Here is an 18157-nt window from a genome sequence, read left to right as displayed (position 1 = left end):
GTCCCGGCGGGCTCAGTCCTCGAACACCGACCAGCAGATGTCGTTGCGTAGCCGTTGGTCGTCGAGGACCAGCTCACGGATCGCCGGGGGAAGCTGGTCGCGCTGCCAACGGCACTCGCGCCGGCCCGCCGCGTCGGCCTCCCCCGGTGACGCGGCGGCCCGTACCGCCTTGATGGCGTACGCGGCGGCGCCCAGTTCGTGCGCGGCGACGTGGGCGACGGCCCCGGCCTGGCCGGCCGCGTACGCCGCGTGTCGGGCGGCTCCCCGCAGGTCCCGGGCCGCCCCCATGGCGTGACCGCCGGCCGCGCGGGACACCATCATCGTGACCTCGCCGCGCACCCAGGCCCGGATGTGTTCGATCGCCTGGCGCGGTCGCGGATCGTCGGGGCGGACCGTCTCGAAGAGACCGAGGACGTGTTCGGCGCACGAGGCGGCCCAGAGCGCGAGCAGCCGGTGATCGTCGTCGGTGAGCGTCCCGCCCCGGCGAATGGTCACGAAGCGGGGGTCCCGGACCTTCGGCAGGATCACGACCGGTGCTCCGTTCCGCCCGCGCGCAGGGCATCGTCCAGTTTGCTCATCAGCCGGGCGGCCCGACTGCTGCCGCCGGTCACCGGCGGGTAGCGGCGGAGCACGTCGACGAGCACCGGGGTGGCCCACTGCCGCGACCGCTCCAGCAGCGCGTCGCCGGCCGCCGGGTCACCGCCGGCCGTCAGCTCTCCGATGTACGCCGCGCTCGCCGCGGCCCGCAGGATGTGGCCGACCTGGCTGGCCTGCGCGAGCGGATGCAGATACGCGGCGGCGGCGGCATCACCGGCGGACCGCGCGGCCAGGCGCGCGGTCTCGGTGGGCGCGGACCGGGCGGCCCGGTGGGCGTCCACGGCCGTCACGCGTTGCCGGCGCGTCCGGTCGGCGCCGTCGACGAACGCGCGGGCCGCGTCGATCGCCGCCCGGGGCCGGGGATCATCGGGTACGGCGTGCTCGAAGACCGGCAGGACGTCCTCGGCGTGCCGGACCACGTAGTGCGCCACGGCACGCAACTCGTCCATGGTCAGGTCGAAGTCTCCGGACACGACATTCCTGCGGGCGGTCACGTCGGTGGATCGTATCCCTCGACGGCGCGCCCGGCAGCGCCTCGACGGTAGGGCCCCCAGCCGACGAACCTGTCGAACAGTTCGCGTGGGGTCGGGCCGTCGTGCGGGGCGAGCCGGAACAGGTCGTGGGTGGCCTCGTGGTAGAGCCCGGACAGGTAGACGGCCAAGTCGACCGGGTGGTCGGCGTACTCGGCGGTGAGCAGCAGCCGGGCCGGGGCACAGGGCCACGGGCCGCCGCAGGCGCGGCAGAGCCACAGCGGCCGGATCGGCAGGTGCGCCGGGTGGCCCGGCGGGCAGGGACGCGGTCGGTCCGGGTGCGGCCCGAGCCGGGGTACGGGCAGGTTCATGCGTGACAGTGTGCTGATCCGAGCACTACGCTCGGAAGTCGCCACGGCCGGGGCGGGGCGGATCCGGGAACCGCACGACCGATCGAGGAGGACGGGTGGAGAACGAGCCGACCGCCGAACTGATCCGCGCCCAACTCCGCCGGCTGCGGCTGAAGGCCGAGCTGAGTCAGGAGGAGTTCGGGAAACTCGTGCACTTCTCCAACTCGCAGGTGTCGGCAGTGGAGCTGGGCCAGCGTCCGCTGGACCGGTTCTTCCTGAGCCGGGCCGACGAGGTGCTGGGCACCGGTGGGCTGTTGACGTCGCTGCTGAAGCTCGCCGAACGGGACGGCCAGCCGAGCTGGTTCCGCCCCTGGCTGGACGCCGAACGCCATGCCCAACAACTGCGCTGCTACCAACCGAGCCTGATTCCGGGCCTGTTGCAGACCGAGAACTACGCCCGCGCCATGATCGGTACGGACGACATGCTCGGCACCGAGGACGCCGATCGCCGGCTGGCGGTCCGGCTCGACCGGCAATCCGTGCTCACCCGGGCCGACCCACCCAAGTTCGTGGCGGTGATCGAGGAAGCCGTGCTGCGGCGCGCGGACGAGTCCTTTCGTGCGGTGATGAGCCAGCAGCTCACGCATCTGATAGAGGCGAGCGAGCTGCGTCATGTCGCTGTCCATGTCGTTCCGACTGACGTCAGCCTGCACATCGGACTGACCGGCCCGTTCACGCTCGCCCGGGGCGGCGACGGTGGGTGGATCGGCTACCTGGAGAACCAGCTCGGCGGAACGGTGATCGACCGCGATGAGGACGTGGCTATCCTGCTGTCCAGATGGGAGAGCGTCCGGAGCGACGCGCTGTCCCGCCGCCAGTCGATCGAGCTGATGAAGGAAGTGGTCGAGTCATGGAGCTGACCGGCGCGATCTGGCGGAAGTCGAGCCGTAGTGGTCAGAGTGAGTGCGTCGAGGTGGCGGGCAACCTGGCCGGGGTGGTCGGGGTGCGGGACAGCAAGGACCCGACCGGTCCCGTGCTCACCTTCACCGCCGACGCCTGGCGTGCGTTCGTCCGGGTCAGCGGGGGCCGCGGGTCGCGCTGATCAGCACCGAGTGCTTGCGTACCCGGAAGGCGCCTTCCGCCTCGATGCGGGCCCGGACCAGGTCGTCGGCGGCCGACTCCTGCGCGGCGGTGAGCGGCCCGACCATGCTGGCGAGGTACGCCAGCACGGGCGCCACGGCGGGCACGGCCAGCTCGTCCGGATAGCGCTCCACCGTCACGTCGGTGAAGTGGGCGGCGATCCGGGCCGGCGTCGTCTCCGCCGTGACGTCGTTCCGGTGGCGGCCGACGGACAGGTCGGGGTGGCCGATGGCCGGGCCCAACGCGTCCAGTTCGGCGAGGTGGTCGCGGCCGTTCAGCGCGACGGCCAGCCGCCCGCCGGGGCGCAGCACCCGGGCGAACTCGTGCAACGCCGCGTCCGGGTCGTCGACGTGGTAGAGCATGTGGTTGGCGATCACCACGTCGAAGGCGGCGTCCGCGTAGGGCAGGTGCGTGGCGTCGCACTGCTGCACGCGGGCCGCCGGCAGCTCGCGCAGCCGGGGCGAACCAGTCCTGCGGGTTGGTGCCGTAGGCGTGCAGCGCCATCCGGGCGGTGAGATTGCCGGTCGTCGTCGCGTACTGGCTCAGCGCGCGAGCCGACGGAGTGACGGTCACCCGGGCAGACTAACCCGCCGGCAGCGCCTCACAGGTAGAGGCAGAACGGATGACCGGCCGGGTCGAGGTGCACCCGTACGTCGTCCTGCGGCTGGTGGTCGGCCAGCGTGGCCCCGAGCGACACCGCGTACGCCGAGGCGGCCGCCAGGTCGTCGACCTTGATGTCGAGGTGGAGCATCATCGGCGGGTCCCCCGGGCCGGCCGGCCACACCGGACGCACGTACGCCGGCTCGTCCTGGAACGCCAGCGTGGCCCCGCCGCCCGGCGCGGCCAGCACCACCCACTCCGGCTCGTCCTCGCTTCGCGGCCAGTCGAGCAGCCGCTCGTAGAAGCCGGCGAGTTCCTGCGCGGAGGGCGCGTCGAGCACGGTGGACGTCAACGAGAAACGCGGTCGCTCACTCATGGCGGTCTTCCTACCCGACACCGACGTCGGTCACGCGATTTCGCGTTGAGCGTGACGCGACGCGCCGCAACCGGGTGTAGCGATCGTGCCACCGGGTACCGCAATCGGATCGACCGAGGCGTTTCGGAGGCTCTCATGTACCGCGTCAGTGACGTGATGACCAAGCAGGTCGTCTACCTTCCCGCAGAGACCCCGTTGGACGAGGCGGCCCGGGTGATGAAGGAGTCGGACATCGGCGACGTGGTGGTGACCGACGGCGCCACGCTCGCCGGCATGCTGACCGACCGCGACATCGTGGTACGCGCCGTGGCCGAGCGCGCCGACCCGGGCACCACCACGATCGGGTCGATCATCACCCGCGAGGTGGTCATGATCGAGCAGCACTGCACCGCGAACGAGGCGGCCGCGCTGATGCGCGAGCGCAACATCCGGCGCGTACTGGTGTGTGACAGCGACCGGAAGCTGGTCGGCATCGTCTCCCTGGGCGACCTGGCCATGCAGCTGGACCCCCAGTCCGCCCTCAGCGACATCAGCGAGGCCGCCCCGAACTCGTGAAAGGCGGGGCCCCTTCTTAACGCCTCTGGTAGAGAAGGGGCCCCTTCTCACCACCAGAGGGGCGGATAGCCTCGACCCATGCCCGAGATGCCGACCAAGCTTGCCGAGATCGTCGACGAGTTCGCCGCCGCCCCGCGCGACGTCGTTCTGGAGATGCTGCTGGAGTTCGCCGACGTGATCCCGCCCCTGCCGGAGGGAGTTGACAGGGAGGAGTTGGAGCAGGTCCCGGAGTGCCAGACCGCGTTCTTCCTGCGCGCCGAAGTGACAGCGGACCGCACGGTGAACACAATCTTCGACTGCCCGCCGGAGGCGCCGACCACCCGGGCGTTCGCCGGCATCCTCGCCGACGGGCTGGCCGGGGCGAGCGCCGAGCAGGTGCTGGCCGTACCGGACGACCTCTACCAACGGATGGGCCTGGCCCAGGCGATCAGCCCGCTCCGGGTACGCGGCGGCACGGCCATCCTGGCCCGACTGAAGCGGCAGGTCCGGGAACAGATCGCCTGACCGGCGGGTTGTCGCTGGTCATGGAGATCGAGATCTACGCCGACGTCGTCTGCCCCTGGTGCTGGATCGGCAAGCGCCGGCTCGAACAGGCACTCGACTCGTACGACGGCGAGGTGACCGTCCGATTCCGGCCGTTCCAGCTCGACCCGACGCCGGTCGCCGAGCCGAGGCCGCTGCTGGACGCGCTGGGCGACAAGTTCGGCGGCCGGGACAAGGCCGAGGGCATGGCCGCCCACGTCTCCGGCGTCGCCGCTGGTGCAGGGCTCGATCTGCGGTTCGACCGCGCGGTGGCGGCGAACACGTTCGACGCGCACCGGTTGGTGCGGTTCGCCACCGAGCACGGTCGGGCCGCCGAGACGGTCGAGCGGCTCTACCGGGCGCACTTCCACGACGGCCTGGACGTCGGCTCGATCGACGTGCTCGTCACGCTCGCCGGTGAGGTCGGGCTGGACGAGACCGAGGCGCGCCGCTACCTGACGTCGAACCTCGGTCGCCGCGAGGTGGCCGCCGACCTGAGCGCCGCGCACCAGCTCGGCGTCTCCAGCGTGCCGACGTTCGTGCTGGCCGGGAAGTACGCGGTCACCGGCGCCCAGGAGCCGGAGACGCTGCTCGCCGCATTGCGCGAGGTCGAGCAGCGCGAGGCGGCCGGGTGATGTTTCACGTGGAACAAGATCGATGCCGATGAGCGGTTAGGCTGGTCGGGCCAGCCCGTCCACCACCTGCGCACCGGGCAGCGCGCCGAGCGCCGGCCCGGGCAGGGCGATCTTGCTGTGGCGTACGCCCGATCCGATGATCACGTGGGGCGTGGCGATCACCCGCGCGTCGACCAGGATCGGCCACTCCTCGGGCAGCCCGATCGGGGTGATCCCGCCGTACTCCATCCCGGTCAGCTCCACCGCCTCGGCCATCGGCGCGAAGCTCGCCTTGCGGACGTCGAGCAGCTTGCGGACCACGCCGTTCACGTCGGCGCGGGTGGTGGCGAGCACGATGCAGGCGGCGTACCGGGTCTCGCCGCCACGCTTGCCGGCGACCACCACGCAGTTGGCCGACTCCGCCAGCTCCACCTCGTACGCCGCGCAGAAGGCCGCGGTGTCGGCCAACTCGGCGTCGATCGGGGCGACGAGCACCTCGTCCACGTCGACCGGTGCCTCGTCCGGCCACCGCTCCACCGCTGCGGCGACCGGCGGCGCCAGCAGGTCCAGCCGGAGGCGGGCCGACTCGGTCTTCAGCGTCCCCATCACGGGTGCGATCCTCGCACCTGTGCGGAGAATCCGCTCGCCAGCGCGTTAAGCGGGGCCCCCTGCTATGCAGAATCCGTTAACCGGGGCCCCCTCCTTACACCTCGGTGAGCTGGCGGCGCTGCAGCGGCTCGGGGCGGTTCGCCTCGGCGTCCTGGATGCCGTGCCGGACCCCGACCCGGATCACGCCGTAGAGGAAGACGAAGCCGAAGACGTAGAGCACCACGGTGGCGACGAAGACCAGCATGAGGTAAACGGTAGGTCGGCGACGGACGCGACCGGCTCTCGTCTTCGCCCCGTTCCCCCGAACGTGTCGAACCGGTCAGCCCGCTGCCGACGGGGCCACCCGGCCGGCGAGCAGCAGGCCGAGCAGGCCGCAGCCGGCCGCGACGGCGAGCGTGGCCGCGTAGCTGGCCGGGCCGGGCGACGAACCGGCGGCCAGCACCGCCCCGGTCAGCGCCAGCACGGTGGCCGCCGCCAGCGAGTCGCCCAGTTGCAGCGCCGAGGAGTTCCGGCCCTGTTCGGCCGGGGCGGACAGCTCCAGCGTGAGCACCGACAACGACGGGTAGAGCAGCCCCATGCCGAGGCCGGCGACCGCCCAGGCGAACACCGCGAGCGCGACCGGCATGCCCGGCAGCAGCGCCGAGGCGACACCCGCCGTGCCGACCGCGATGCAGGCCAGCCCGGCCCGGGGCAGGCTGGCGGCGGACCGGGGCGCGGCGATCCGCCCCTGGAACCAGGAGCCCACCGACCAGGAGAGCGCCCCGACGGTGAGCACCAACCCGGCGCCGGTGGGCGTGAACCCGCGTTCCCGGGAGAGCATCAGCGGGATCACCACCTCCGCGCCGACGAACGCCGCCGACGCCAGCCCGCGCAGGCCGATCACCGTCGGCAGCCCGCGCGCCGCCCGCAGGAACCCGGGCGGCAGCAACCGGGGTACGCAGGCGAGCATCCCGGCCAGCGCCACGCCGATCAGGCCGACGGCGTACGCGCCGCGCTGCTGCCCCCCGTAGTGCAGCAGCGCGGCGCTCGCCCCGGCGCCGCAGGCCCAACCCACCCGGGCCAGCGCGCCGACCGGCGGCCGGGTCGGCACGACGCCGACCAGCGTCCGCAGGCCCGGCTGGATCAGCAGCACCGCCGGCACCGCGACCGCCGGCACCGCGAGGAACACCCAACGCCAGCCCAGGTGCTCGACGATCAGGCCGGCCAGCGCCGGACCGACGAGCGACGGCACCACCCAGGCCGCCGCGAAGGCGGCGAACATCCGCCGCCGCAACCGCTCCGGGTACGCGTGCCCGACGATCACGTAGAGCGCCACGGAGAGCAGACCGGAGCCGAAGCCCTGCACCACCCGTCCGACGACGAGCGTCCCCATGTTGGTGGCGGCGCCGGCCACGGCCAGCCCGGTGACGAACCAGGCGACCCCGTGCCACATCGCCGGCCGGGGTCCGCGCGCGTCGCACCAGATGCCGGACGCCACCATCGCCACCACGCCCGAGGCGAACGGGCCGCCGAAGGCCAGCGCGTACAGGCCGAGCCCGTTCAGGCTGCGCGCGACCGTCGGCATGGCGGTGCCCACCGCGAGCGCCTCGAAGGCGAGCAGCGACACCAGGGCGACGCTGCCCACGGTCATCGCCCGCAGGCGTGGTGACCAGAGGTCCCGGTCCTCCGCTGCGGCGGTGGCGGCGATCGTCATGCGCCCAGCCTGCGACCTCAACCGCGGTTGAGGTCAACTGTGGGCCCGGTCTCGTCAGGCGGTCTCCAGCGCCTCGCCCACGCCCTTCACCAGGCCGGAGAAGTGCTGGTCGGCCAGGACGTGGCCGGCGGTGATGACCAGGGCCAGCGGCCACTCGATGACCTGCAACGCGGTGAGCACCCCGATGCCGGCGTAGTAGGCGAGCTTGTCGGGCGGGGGCACCGCCACCTGACCCAGGAACGGCACGTCCACCCGCCGGCTGTACGCCCGGACCATCTCCCGCGATCCGCTCAGATGTCGTGTCAGCGTGCTCATCCCAGCCTCCCCGGTTACGACGACGGCATCGACCCGACCGGCATTCCACCGCCCCGGGCATCCATGCCCCGGCAGTCGGGAAACTTCCCCCTCCTGAAGGGCATAACGGATGCCTCGCCGGGAAGTCGGGCCGCCGGGACGAGTCCGGGAGGCGAGATGGCGTACGGCTTCGCCGGTCTCCTGCTGTCGCCGGCCGCCGTACCGGACGCGGTCGCGCGGGTCGCCCGTACCGTCGGTTCGGTCCTGCCCGGCGCCGCCGTGCCGACCGGGGTGACCGGGGCGGCGGGCGCGGTCGGCACGGCCGCCACCCGGCTGGCCCGGGTGGCCGGGCTGACCCGCCGTCGGGTGTGGTCCGCCGACGGCCGGCACCACATCGAGGTGCACGGTGTCTGTCAGGACGGCGGGGACCGGCTGGCCCGGCAGGTCGAGGCGGCGCTGGCGGCGGTGCCCGGCGTGGCCTGGGCGCGGGTGAACGCGCCGTCCGGCCGGGTGGTGGTGGCGACCCGGGAGCCGGCGCCGAAGCTGCGGGACCTGATCGACACGGTGGCGCGCGCCGAGCACACCTGCCCGTACGAGCCGGACCCGGAGATCCCGCCGCCGCATCCGCCCGAGGAAGGGCCGCGCACCCCTCGTACGCTCGGCGCGTTGGCCTCCGACGCGCTCGGCCTGACCATCTCGGCGGCCACCCGGATCCTGCCGTTCACCCCGGTCCCCGGGGAGGTCGCGGGCCTGCTGAACGCGGTCGACCTGCACCCGAAGCTGCACGCGCTGGCCGACCGGGGTCTCCGCGCCGACCCCCGCGCCGAGGTGTTCTTCCCGCTGGCCGAGGCGGTGGTGCAGGGCCTCACCGGAGGGTGGGCCGGCATCGTGCTCGACGGCGCGCAGCGGGTGGTGCAGTGGGGTGAGGCGCGCGCCCAGCTCGCCGCCTGGAGCCGGGCCGAACCGCGGCTGACCGGCGACCCGGACCGGGCGGTCGCCCGGGTGCCGGACGGTGAACGTCCCTGCCCGGTCCCGGACGGCCAGGCCGAGCGTTACGTCCAGCGGATGCTCGCGGCGGGCGCGGCGGCCGGCGCGGCGGCGGTGCCGTTCGCCGGCGGCAAGCGGGCCGCCGCGCTGGCGCTCTCCGCGCTGTCCAAGGCGCCCGGCAGCGGTCGCGAGGGGTACGCGGCGCAGCTCGGCCGGATGCTGGCCCGGCGCGGCGTGATCGCGATGGACCGCAGCGTGCTGCGCGAGCTGGACCGGATCGACACGGTGCTGCTGGACGCGGCGGTGCTCGGCTCGGACCGGGGCGTGCTGGCCGACCTGGCGCCGCTGCCCGGCGCCGACACCGGTCAGGTGGCCGCCCGGGCGTTCACCCTCTTCGACCCGGCGGACCCGGACGCGGTACGCGCCGACGACGGCTGGCAGATCGGGCCCCTGGACCGGCTCGCGGCTGAGGACCCCGGGGACACCCCGGACAGCGAACGGTTGCGCGCCGACGGCGGACGGCTGCTCGGGCTGGCCCGGGACGGCCGGCTCGCCGCCGTGCTGCGGGTCGAGCCGGAACCCGCCCCCGGGGTGGACGCGCTGGTGTCCGCCACCCGTCAGGCCGGGTTCCGGCTCGTGATCGGTGGCGCCGAGGACGGCCGGTACGACGTGGGCGACCGTCGCGTACCGGGTGGCACCCGGCTCGCCGACGCGGTACGCGACCTGCAACGCGAGGGCGCGGTGGTGCTGGTGGTCTCCGGCGAGCGGTCGGCGCTCGCGGCTGCCGACTGCGGTCTCGGCGTGGCCGCGCCCGACGACCTGCCCCCGTGGGGCGCGCACCTGCTGGTCGGCGACGACCTGCGCGTCCCGGCCCTGCTCATCGACGCCGCCGGGGTGGCGCGCCGGATGACCCGGCAGAACATCCGGATCGCCATGGCCGGCAGCGGGCTCGGCGCGCTCGGCGCGTTCACCGCCGACCGGCGGCAACTGCCCGGCCGGACCATGGCAGCGGTGAACGGCGCCGCCGCGGTCGCGTTCGCGCACGGCGTGTTCCGGGCGCACCGGCTGCCGGACCGCACCGGCACGCCGGTGCCCGCGCTCACCGCCTGGCATCTCATGCCGGTGGAGACCGTCCTCGACCAGCTCGGCACGCACTCCGGCGGACTGACCGACGAGGAGGCGGAGCGTCGGCGGGGTGCCGGTCCCGGCGACGGACACGGGCCGGCCGGGCTGCTCCGCGCCTTCGTCGACGAACTGTCCAACCCGCTCACCCCGGTGCTGGCCGCCGGCGCGGTGCTCTCCGCCGCGTTCGGCTCCCTCGTCGACGCGGCGCTGGTCGGCGGACTGGTCGGCGGTTCCGCGCTGATCGGCGCCGTGCACCAGCGCAACACCGAACGGTCGCTGGCCGAGCTGCTGTCCCGCTCGGCGGTCACCGCCCGGGTACGACGGGACGGCGCGGAACGGGTGGTGCCCGCCGAGGACCTGGTGCCGGGCGACGTGGTGAGCATCTCCTCCGGGGACGCCGTACCGGCCGACTGCCGGGTGCTGACGAGTGACGGCCTGGAGGCCGACGAGTCGTCGCTGACCGGCGAGTCGCTGCCGGTGGCGAAGAGCCCCGACCCGGTGGTCGCGGCGGCGATCGCCGAGCGGCACTCGATGCTGTTCGAGGGCACCACGGTGGCCGCCGGGCACGGCACCGCCGTGGTGGTGGCCACCGGCGCGGAGACCGAGTCGGGGCGGAGCCTGGCGCTGGCCCGGCAGGCCCCGCCGGTCAGCGGCGTGGAGGCGCGACTGGGAAAGCTGACGAACAGCGCCGTACCGCTGGCGGCCGGCTCGGCGATCGCGGTGGCGGGGGCGGGGCTGCTCCGGGGCGTACCCCTGGCCGAGACGGCGGCGACCGCCGCGAACCTGGCCGTGGCGTCGGTGCCGGAGGGGCTGCCGTTCCTGGTCAGCGCCGCGCAGTTGGCGGCGGCGCGGCGGCTGGCCGCGCACGGCGCGCTGGTCCGTAACCCGCGCACGATCGAGGCGCTGGGCCGCGTCGACGTGCTCTGCTTCGACAAGACCGGCACGCTGACCGAGGGGAAGCTGCTGCTGGCCGGCGTGGGCACCGGCGACGACAGGTACGCCCCGGCGGACCGCGTCGACGACGAGCCGCTCCGGTCGACGCTGGCCGCGGCGCTGCGGGCCACTCCGGCCGCGGCCGACCCGGACGAGTTGCCGCAGCAGACCGACCGCGCGGTACGCCGGGGCGCGAACAAGGCCGGGGTGACCGAGCGCACCGGCGCGGCGGAGTGGACCGCGACCGGTGGGCTGCCGTTCGAGCCGTCCCGGGGCTACAGCGCCACTGTCGGTCGCACCGCCGACGGTTCGCTGCTCAGCGTGAAGGGCGCGCCGGAGTCGGTGCTGCCGCGCTGCGCGTCCCGGCGGACCGCCACCGGTGACCGGCCGTTGGACCCGGCCGGCCGGGACGAGGTGCAGGCCATGCTGGCCGACCGGGCCGGCGCCGGGCACCGGATCCTCGCCGTGGCCGAGTGCCGGGTGTCCACCGACGCGGTCACCGACGAGCAGGTCGACGGTCTGGTCTTCGTGGGTTTCCTGACGCTGGCGGACGGGGTGCGGGAGAGCGCCCGGCCGGCGGTGGAGCGGATCCGGGCGGCCGGCGTGCACACCGTCATGATCACCGGCGACCATCCGGCCACCGCCGAGGCGATCGCGGCCACCATCAGTCCCGACCACGGCCAGCAGCGGGTGGTGACCGCGACCGACCTGGACCGGCTCGACGACGGCGCGCTCGCCGAGCGGCTGATGGCCACCGACGTGGTGGCCCGCTGCACACCCGCGCACAAGGTCCGGATCATCCAGGCGTTGCAGCAGCGGGGCCGGACCGTGGCGATGACCGGCGACGGTGCCAACGACGCCCCGGCGATCCGGCTGGCCGACGTGGGTATCGCGCTCGGCCAGCGGGGCACACCGGCCGCCCGCGCCGCCGCCGACCTGGTGGTCACCGACGACCGGCTGGAGACGATCATCGCCACGCTGGTCGAGGGACGGGCCATGTGGTCGTCGGTCCGGCACGCGTTGAGCATCCTGGTCGGCGGCAACCTCGGCGAGATCGCGTTCAGTGTGCTGACCGCCGCCTCGACCGGCCGGTCCGCGCTGACCGGGCGGCAACTACTGCTGGTCAACCTGCTCACCGACCTCGCGCCGGCGCTCGCCATCGCGGTCCGGCCACCGGCCGACGACCGCACCGACCATTTGCTGCGGGAGGGCCCCGACTCGTCGCTCGGCGCCACCATGACCCGGGAGATCGGGCTGCGCGCGGCGGCGACCACGCTGGGCGCGACCGCCGGCTGGACGCTGGCCCGGTGGACCGGCACGCAACGCCGGGCCGGTACGGTCGCGCTCGCCTCGCTGATCGGCACCCAGCTCGGCCAGACCGTGCTGGCCGGCGGCACCAGCCCGACCGTGCTGGCCGCCACCGCCGCGTCCGTCGGCGTACTGGTCCTGGTGGTGCAGACGCCCGGGGTCAGCCAGTTCTTCGGCTGTACCCCGCTGGGCCCGGTGGGCTGGACCATCGCCACCGGTTCGGCGCTCGGCGCGACGTTCGCCAACGGCGCGCTGACCCGGCTGGTGGACCGCCTGCCGCAGCCCGGCTCGTCCTGACGGGGCCCTATTGCCAGGTGGCGGCTGCCCGGCGCAGCCGGTCGTTGATCGCCCGCCCGACCCCTTCGTCGGGCACCGGCTCGGCGACGATCTCGGTCACCCCGGCCGCGTCGAGCCGGTGCAACGCGTCGAAGAGCCGCGCGGCGGCCGCCGTCAGGTCACCCGCCGGCGACAGCACCTCCACCGCCGTCCAGTCGCCGTCCGCCGGTGGCTCCCGGAAGGCCAGGAATCCCCGCCGGCCGCCGTCGCGCGCGTCCGCCGCACCCAACCGCAACGGGGTACGCGGGGCGTAGTGCGCGGCCAGCGTCCCGGGCGCGACCGGCTGACCGGAGCTGCCCTGGCGGACCTCGACCGGTCCGATCGCCTCGACCAGCGCCTCGACCGGCAGCGCGCCCAACCGCAGCACCACCGGCCGCTCGCCCCGGGCGTCCACGATCGTCGACTCGATGCCGCAGCGGGTGGGCCCGCCGTCGAGCACCACGTCCACCGCGCCGCCCAGCCCGGCCACCACGTGCTCGGCCCGGGTGGGGCTGAGCTGGCCGAACCGGTTGGCGCTCGGCGCGGCCACCGGCACGCCGGCGGCGGCGATCAACGCCCGGGCGGCCGGCTCGTCGGGCACCCGGACGGCCATCGTGTCCAGGCCGGACGTGACGATCGGCGGAATCGCCGCCGGCCGGTCCACGATCAGCGTGAGCGGACCCGGCCAGAACCGCCGCACCAGCGCGGCCACGGCCGGCGGCACGGCGCCGACCAGCGCGGGCAGGTCGGCGGCGTCGGCCAGGTGGCTGATCAGCGGGTCGAAGCTGGGCCGCGCCTTCGCCTCGAAGATCCGCGCCGCGGCCCGGGCGTCGAGTGCGTTCGCACCCAGCCCGTAGACCGTCTCGGTGGGGAACGCGACCAGCCCGCCGGCGCGCAGGACGGCGGCGGCCTCGTCGATGCCGCTGCCGGCCGGCAGGACACGCGGGGATCCGTTGCTCACGCTGCGACGCTAGCCTGCCCCGCTCCCCGTTCCGTGCCGGCCCCCGCCACACCGCGGCTCGGCGCGGGCGGGGTCAGTCGGCGGGGTGGTCCGGGTCGGGGAGGGTGGGTGCGTCGGTGGGGTAGACGCCGGCGGCGAAGCCGAAGACCTGGTCACCGGCGCGGGGGATCTGGGCGAACCGCCGGGCCAACGCCTGCACCTCCGTCCAGAACTCCCGCACGTCCTCGATCGGGATGCGCGCGTGCACCAGCGTGCACCGCAGCTCGTCGGCGGCGTGCGCGGCGGCGGCCTCCGCCGCGGCCTCGGCCAGCCCGTTGATCCGGGCGACGACCTGCTTGTCCTCGGGCCGGTTGAGCACGCCGACGTAGAACGTGCGCGCGACCCGGCCGTAGAAGCGTTCCTCGATGGCCCGGACCCGGCGGGTACGCACCACCCGCAGCAGCCCGGCGTCGACGAGCTGGTTCACGTGGTAGGCCACGCTGCTCTTCGGCCGGTCCACGGCGCGGGCCAGTTCGTTGACCGTGGCCGCGCGCTCCAGCAGCAGCTCCAGCAGGGTGCCGCGCAGGGGGTCGGCGAGCGCACGCAACTGCTCGGGCGCGGTGACCACGAGCAGGTCGTCGAGGTCGTAGTCCGGGACCCGTTTATTGACCGACATTTCTCGACCGTTCTAATATTCTGGTTCGTTCGATGATTCTGGTCCGACAGTCGGGAGTCTAGAGATGGCCGAGATCCTCCTTTTCCACCACCTGCAAGGGCTCACCGACGGCGTACGCGCCCTCGCCGGCGCCCTCGGGGCGGGCGGGCACACCGTGCACCTCCCCGACCTCTTCGACGGCGAGCAGCCGGCCAGCGTCGAAGAGGGCTCCGCGCTGGTCAAGCGCATTGGCGCCGACGTCCTCGACCGGCGAGCCGACCGGATCGCCGCGGACCTGCGCCCCGACCTGGTCCACGTCGGCGTCTCCTGGGGCGCCGCCATCGCCCAACGGCTCGCCCAGACCCGGGCCGGCGCGCGGGCCGCCCTGCTCTACGAAGCCTGCCTGCCGGTCACCGGCGAATGGGCGATCGGCCCCTGGCCCGACGGCGTGGCGGTGCAGGTGCACGGCATGGAGCGGGACCCGTTCTTCGGTCTGGAGGGTGACGTCGACGCCGCCCGCGAACTGGTCTCGATCGTCGGCCCGGACCGGGGAGAGCTGTTCGTCTACCCCGGTGACCGGCACCTGTTCACCGACAGCTCGCTCCCGTCGTACGACGCGGAGGCGACCACGCTGGTGGTGACCCGCAGCCGCGACCTCCTCGCCCGGCTGGGCTGACCGATCGCCCGCGCTACCGGTACTCGGCGATCTGGATCAGGTTGCCGCACGTGTCGTCGAAGACGGCGGTCACCACCGGCCCCATGTCCACCGGCTCCTGCGTGAACAACACGCCGAGCTGCCGCAGCCGCTCGTGCTCGGCCGCCGCGTCGTCGACCGCGAACTGGGTGAACGGGATGCCGTCGGCCGCCAAGGCCTCCTTGAACGCCTTGGCGGCCGGGTGGGCCTCCGGTTCCAGCAGCAGTTCGACCCCGTCGGGAGCGTCCGGCGAGACGACGGTCAGCCAGCGGTGCTCGCCGGTCGGCACGTCCGTCTTCTTCACGAAGCCCAGCACGTCGGTGTAGAAGCGCAGAGCCTTCTCCTGGTCGTCGACGTACACGCTGGTCAGGTTGATTCTCATGGGGCCTCCCGGGTGGGTTCGGGCCTGAGCCACCGCTCGGTGATGGCACGCAGCGGCCGGGTGTCGAGGTGGTGGAACTTGTACCGGCCCTGCCGGCGCGTGACGATCAGGCCGGCGGCCTCCAACACATCGAGATGCTGGGAGATCGCCTGCCGGGACGAGCCGACCTGGTGCCGGGTGGCCAACCGACCGCAGATCTCGAACAGCGTCTGACCGTCGCGCTCGGTCAGCTCGTCGAGGATCAGGCGGCGGGTGGGATCGGCCAGCGCCTGGTACAGGTCGCCCACGCCGCTCATCATAGGCAAGTGCTGACTTGCCTATCAAGCACCGGAACGGGCGCGTCCCGGCCGACTTCGGGCACCCGGGGCGCATTCGTCGCCGGTAATATCCCCTGTTTGATCTACAACGGGGAGAACACATGCGAGGGAAGTTCCCGGCCGGCGTCCTCATGGCGCTGGCCCTGCTGATTCCGGCGGCACCGGCCATGGCACGAACGCCGTCACCCGGGCCGAACGAGGCCTGCCAGACGGTCGACCGCAAGGTCTACCAGGACGTCCGCACGATGGTCGCCATCGACCTGGACACCGCCACCACCACCCAGGTACGGCTGCTGGCCAACCAGATCCTGGCCGAGGCGAACCGCGAGTCGCTGCCCGTGCTGCCCGGCGCCCTCCAGGAACGACTGAACGGCACCGCCGACGATCTCCGCGCATTCCTCCGGACAGACCTGGAGAACGCCTGGTCGACGGCGCTGCGGGTGTCGGTGGCCCAGACGCTGACGAACGCCGGCCCCAATGTGCGGGCGGCCGCGAAGAAGGTGCTCGACGCCCCGTCCGTCGACGCCTACCTGGCCTACCTGAACGACGGCCGGTACGCCGCGCGGGCACTCGACTGCGCGTCCCAGTCCTCGCCGACGCCGACGTCGACACCGCGGCCCACGCCCACGCCCACGCCCACGCCCACGGCGCAGCCCACACCGAGCGCCACGTCCAGCGCCACCACGACCGGGGCCCCGACCGCTGCGCCCTCCGCCAGCGCTGACGCCCCCGGCGGCTCGGGCGGCGGGCTGCCCCTGACCGGTGCCGACACCGCGACCGTGGTCACCATCGGCGCGGTGCTTCTGCTGCTCGGCGGCGCGGGCTACCTGATCGGACGCCGACGCCGCTCCCGCTTCGTGGCGTAGCTGACGCCGACGCGCCCGGCTCGACATCTCGTCGGGCCGGGCGCATCACCTGAGGAGGAAGAAACCCCACCACCCTTTGTCAGGTCAGGTCCTGGAACTAGCGGGGAACGGCGCAGTACGTGAGCGTGCAGTAGAGCTGGACGCTGTTGCCGCCGACCTGGCCTTCGGCGTAGAAGTCGTTGTTCGGGTACTGGTTCGCGAGGTAGATCGGCCCGGCGTACTGGGTGTACTGGCCGGCATCCTCCTTCGATCCGTACGTCACCCCGCCGCCTGCGGGCACCCTGACGAGCGTTGCTCGGGTGTATCGCGTCGAGCCGGAGGTGTTGAACGTCACCGCACACATGGTGTTGCTGTTCCGGTGCTTCGAAACCACAAGACGGCCGTTGGGAAGTTCGTGCGCCGCAATGCGAACGTACTCCGAGCCGCCACAGATTTCCGGGCCGGTCGCCGCCTGCGCCGGGGTCGCGATCCCTCCGACGAGGAGAGCCGTGGCAAGGGCAGTGGCGGCCCCACCGGCAATTTTCAAATTTTTCATGGCGAGGATTATAGACATAACCCCTGTCGATCTCAGTGACGTCGACATGCTCGGCTTCCGGGCCCTTTCTCACAATGTCGTCCATCTACTGAACCCGGCCGACGGCCCCAACGCCGACACGATCAACGGGTTCACCACCCTCGGCCACTACGCGAAGCCAGCCGACGTAGCCGCTGCGGTGGCGTTCCTCGCCAGCCCGGATGGGCATTACCTCAACGGGGCAACAGTCAGCGTCGACGGAGGCTTCACCATCTGATTCATCGGCTCACCGCCGGGCTGGCCACCCTTGCGCACGGCTACGGCCGTACGGGTGGCTGTACAACTACCGCCCGGTGTCCTCATCTCGTAGCACTTGAACAGCGGCCACCACGTCCGTAACGGTGCGATCAGGCGGGGCGAGTTCCGAAGGCCAGCCCTTCCCGCGGCTGACCCATAGGGTGGCAAGCCCCGCCGCGCGGCCACCCTCGACATCAAGGACCGGGCTGTCACCGATCACCCAGCCCCCGCCTTCCAGATCGAGACCGCACCCACGGGCTGCCGCCTCGAAGATCTCGCGTGCTGGCTTCCGGATGCCCACCTCTCCGGAAACTGCCCAGGCATCGACGCGTCGGTCCAGCCCCGTACGCCTGATCTTGCCCAACTGGTTGTCTGCCTGACCGTTGGTCACGATCGCGACGGTCCAGCCGTCGTCGCGTAGTAGCGTCAGCGACGCCAGCACTTCTTCGGGGCAACTCACCAGTTCCGGCATCCGGCGTCGGTACTGCCCCCACATGGTGTCCCTTGATGCCAGGCCGAACCGGTCCGCCACCTCGCCAAAGAACCAGTCGCGGGGCACGGAACCGTCCTGATCCGTAGCGATCAGCCAGGCCAACGCGTCGTCGGACAGCCCGTGATCGGCACAGAACTCCACCGCCCAGCGCCGGAACGCTTCCGAACGGTCCACGAGCGTGTTGTCGAGATCGAAGAGCGCCAACCGCTGCATAGTCAGCAACGTACCCGGGGGTGCAGCCAAGCACCCTTCGTCCCGAACGCCGGTAGGACGCATCGTCCTCTGTCGCCACTGAACCGACGAGCCGCTCGGCTGTACGGCGGCTGTACTCGGGGTCGAGATCAACCAGTGAAAGTGCTGGTGGTGCCCAGGGGACTCGAACCCCTAACTCGAAAATCGACCGTGACTTGACGTGCGGCAGCATCCCGCGTCGCGAAGCGGCGCGGGATGGGTCTTGTGGGGTGGTGCGTTAGGCGGCGAGGTCGAGGGTGACGCGGTAGCCGAGGGCTTC

24 protein-coding genes are annotated in these 18157 nt (G+C 73.1%); 9 read left to right on the top strand and 15 right to left on the bottom strand.

The window, feature by feature from the left end:
- Positions 1 to 12: 12 nt before the first annotated feature.
- From C8054_RS19025 to C8054_RS19015, 3 genes are read right to left on the bottom strand one after another with little or no spacing between them, the layout of a single operon-like run.
- Positions 13 to 528 (bottom strand): putative immunity protein, encoded by a 516-nt coding sequence (locus C8054_RS19025; protein WP_107158157.1) that lies wholly within the window; start codon positions 526 to 528, stop codon positions 13 to 15.
- A complete protein-coding gene (locus C8054_RS19020) occupies positions 525 to 1091 on the bottom strand; it encodes a putative immunity protein (RefSeq protein ID WP_233219721.1) in 567 nt (188 codons plus the stop codon). The genes C8054_RS19025 and C8054_RS19020 overlap by 4 nt, the downstream gene beginning before the upstream one ends.
- Positions 1088 to 1447: a hypothetical protein gene (locus C8054_RS19015; RefSeq protein WP_199199846.1), complete on the bottom strand. Its 360-nt coding sequence runs from the start codon at positions 1445 to 1447 to the stop codon at positions 1088 to 1090. The genes C8054_RS19020 and C8054_RS19015 overlap by 4 nt, the downstream gene beginning before the upstream one ends.
- Positions 1448 to 1533: 86 nt before the next feature.
- On the opposite strand from C8054_RS19015, the gene C8054_RS19010 reads away from it, so the two are divergent.
- Both C8054_RS19010 and C8054_RS19005 read left to right on the top strand, forming a co-directional pair.
- A complete protein-coding gene (locus C8054_RS19010; RefSeq protein WP_107158155.1) occupies positions 1534 to 2337 on the top strand; it encodes a helix-turn-helix transcriptional regulator in 804 nt (267 codons plus the stop codon).
- Positions 2328 to 2519: a DUF397 domain-containing protein gene (locus C8054_RS19005; protein ID WP_107158154.1), complete on the top strand. Its 192-nt coding sequence runs from the start codon at positions 2328 to 2330 to the stop codon at positions 2517 to 2519. Before C8054_RS19010 ends, C8054_RS19005 begins: the two co-directional genes overlap by 10 nt.
- On the opposite strand, the gene C8054_RS19000 is transcribed toward C8054_RS19005, so the two are convergent.
- A complete protein-coding gene (locus tag C8054_RS19000; protein ID WP_233219720.1) occupies positions 2494 to 2988 on the bottom strand; it encodes a class I SAM-dependent methyltransferase in 495 nt (164 codons plus the stop codon). The two genes, C8054_RS19005 and C8054_RS19000, sit on opposite strands and share 26 nt — an antisense overlap.
- Before the next feature lie 170 nt (positions 2989 to 3158).
- On the bottom strand, positions 3159 to 3533 hold the full coding sequence (locus C8054_RS18995; RefSeq protein WP_107158152.1) for a VOC family protein: 375 nt from the start codon (positions 3531 to 3533) through the stop codon (positions 3159 to 3161).
- Positions 3534 to 3668: 135 nt separating this feature from the next.
- On the opposite strand from C8054_RS18995, the gene C8054_RS18990 reads away from it, so the two are divergent.
- The 3 genes from C8054_RS18990 to C8054_RS18980 all read left to right on the top strand — a co-directional run bounded on the left by C8054_RS18990 (position 3669) and on the right by C8054_RS18980 (position 5245).
- A complete protein-coding gene (locus C8054_RS18990; RefSeq protein WP_107158151.1) occupies positions 3669 to 4088 on the top strand; it encodes a CBS domain-containing protein in 420 nt (139 codons plus the stop codon).
- 78 nt (positions 4089 to 4166) lie between these two features.
- On the top strand, positions 4167 to 4592 hold the full coding sequence (locus C8054_RS18985; protein WP_107158150.1) for a SufE family protein: 426 nt from the start codon (positions 4167 to 4169) through the stop codon (positions 4590 to 4592).
- Between the two features lie 20 nt (positions 4593 to 4612).
- Complete coding sequence (locus C8054_RS18980) at positions 4613 to 5245, top strand: DsbA family protein (protein WP_107158149.1); 633 nt, start codon at positions 4613 to 4615, stop codon at positions 5243 to 5245.
- A 36-nt stretch (positions 5246 to 5281) separates the two neighbouring features.
- Here C8054_RS18980 and C8054_RS18975 read toward each other — a convergent pair whose 3' ends face one another.
- The 4 genes from C8054_RS18975 to C8054_RS18965 all read right to left on the bottom strand — a co-directional run bounded on the left by C8054_RS18975 (position 5282) and on the right by C8054_RS18965 (position 7841).
- Positions 5282 to 5830, bottom strand: a complete 549-nt coding sequence (locus tag C8054_RS18975) for a YbaK/EbsC family protein (RefSeq protein ID WP_107158148.1) — start codon at positions 5828 to 5830, stop codon at positions 5282 to 5284.
- Between the two features lie 97 nt (positions 5831 to 5927).
- Positions 5928 to 6077 (bottom strand): hypothetical protein, encoded by a 150-nt coding sequence (locus tag C8054_RS32320; RefSeq protein WP_199199841.1) that lies wholly within the window; start codon positions 6075 to 6077, stop codon positions 5928 to 5930.
- Between the two features lie 75 nt (positions 6078 to 6152).
- Entirely contained in the window at positions 6153 to 7526 is a 1374-nt protein-coding gene (locus C8054_RS18970; protein ID WP_107158147.1) for an MFS transporter, read from the bottom strand.
- A gap of 54 nt (positions 7527 to 7580) precedes the next feature.
- Positions 7581 to 7841, bottom strand: coding sequence for a hypothetical protein (locus C8054_RS18965; protein WP_107158146.1), 261 nt, complete (start codon positions 7839 to 7841; stop codon positions 7581 to 7583).
- A gap of 156 nt (positions 7842 to 7997) precedes the next feature.
- Here C8054_RS18965 and C8054_RS18960 point away from each other — a divergent pair, with 156 nt between their 5' ends.
- Positions 7998 to 12470 (top strand): cation-translocating P-type ATPase, encoded by a 4473-nt coding sequence (locus C8054_RS18960; RefSeq protein WP_107158145.1) that lies wholly within the window; start codon positions 7998 to 8000, stop codon positions 12468 to 12470.
- Between the two features lie 7 nt (positions 12471 to 12477).
- On the opposite strand, the gene C8054_RS18955 is transcribed toward C8054_RS18960, so the two are convergent.
- On the bottom strand, positions 12478 to 13425 hold the full coding sequence (locus C8054_RS18955; protein ID WP_107158235.1) for an L-threonylcarbamoyladenylate synthase: 948 nt from the start codon (positions 13423 to 13425) through the stop codon (positions 12478 to 12480).
- 97 nt (positions 13426 to 13522) lie between these two features.
- Positions 13523 to 14104: a helix-turn-helix domain-containing protein gene (locus C8054_RS18950; RefSeq protein ID WP_107158144.1), complete on the bottom strand. Its 582-nt coding sequence runs from the start codon at positions 14102 to 14104 to the stop codon at positions 13523 to 13525.
- Positions 14105 to 14168: 64 nt separating this feature from the next.
- Here C8054_RS18950 and C8054_RS18945 point away from each other — a divergent pair, with 64 nt between their 5' ends.
- Positions 14169 to 14759: a dienelactone hydrolase family protein gene (locus C8054_RS18945; protein WP_107158143.1), complete on the top strand. Its 591-nt coding sequence runs from the start codon at positions 14169 to 14171 to the stop codon at positions 14757 to 14759.
- Positions 14760 to 14772: 13 nt separating this feature from the next.
- Here C8054_RS18945 and C8054_RS18940 read toward each other — a convergent pair whose 3' ends face one another.
- Both C8054_RS18940 and C8054_RS18935 read right to left on the bottom strand, forming a co-directional pair.
- The gene (locus C8054_RS18940) at positions 14773 to 15159 is read right to left on the bottom strand and encodes a VOC family protein (RefSeq protein ID WP_107158142.1); all 387 of its coding nucleotides are present in this window, start codon (positions 15157 to 15159) and stop codon (positions 14773 to 14775) included.
- Positions 15156 to 15458, bottom strand: coding sequence for a helix-turn-helix transcriptional regulator (locus C8054_RS18935; RefSeq protein ID WP_107158141.1), 303 nt, complete (start codon positions 15456 to 15458; stop codon positions 15156 to 15158). The genes C8054_RS18940 and C8054_RS18935 overlap by 4 nt, the downstream gene beginning before the upstream one ends.
- Positions 15459 to 15577: 119 nt before the next feature.
- Here C8054_RS18935 and C8054_RS18930 point away from each other — a divergent pair, with 119 nt between their 5' ends.
- Positions 15578 to 16342, top strand: coding sequence for an LPXTG cell wall anchor domain-containing protein (locus C8054_RS18930; protein ID WP_107158140.1), 765 nt, complete (start codon positions 15578 to 15580; stop codon positions 16340 to 16342).
- 97 nt (positions 16343 to 16439) lie between these two features.
- Here the strand turns inward: C8054_RS18930 and C8054_RS31745 are convergent, their stop codons facing one another.
- Positions 16440 to 16604, bottom strand: a complete 165-nt coding sequence (locus tag C8054_RS31745; RefSeq protein WP_158273871.1) for a hypothetical protein — start codon at positions 16602 to 16604, stop codon at positions 16440 to 16442.
- Positions 16605 to 16641: 37 nt separating this feature from the next.
- On the opposite strand from C8054_RS31745, the gene C8054_RS18925 reads away from it, so the two are divergent.
- Entirely contained in the window at positions 16642 to 17133 is a 492-nt protein-coding gene (locus C8054_RS18925) for an SDR family oxidoreductase (protein WP_233219719.1), read from the top strand.
- A gap of 66 nt (positions 17134 to 17199) precedes the next feature.
- Here C8054_RS18925 and C8054_RS18920 read toward each other — a convergent pair whose 3' ends face one another.
- Positions 17200 to 17859, bottom strand: a complete 660-nt coding sequence (locus C8054_RS18920) for an HAD family hydrolase (RefSeq protein WP_107158139.1) — start codon at positions 17857 to 17859, stop codon at positions 17200 to 17202.
- Positions 17860 to 18157: the final 298 nt, after the last annotated feature.

The organism is Micromonospora sp. RP3T (assembly GCF_003027925.1).
Classification (GTDB): domain Bacteria; phylum Actinomycetota; class Actinomycetes; order Mycobacteriales; family Micromonosporaceae; genus Micromonospora.
This window is presented reverse-complemented; position numbering and strand designations above follow the sequence as displayed.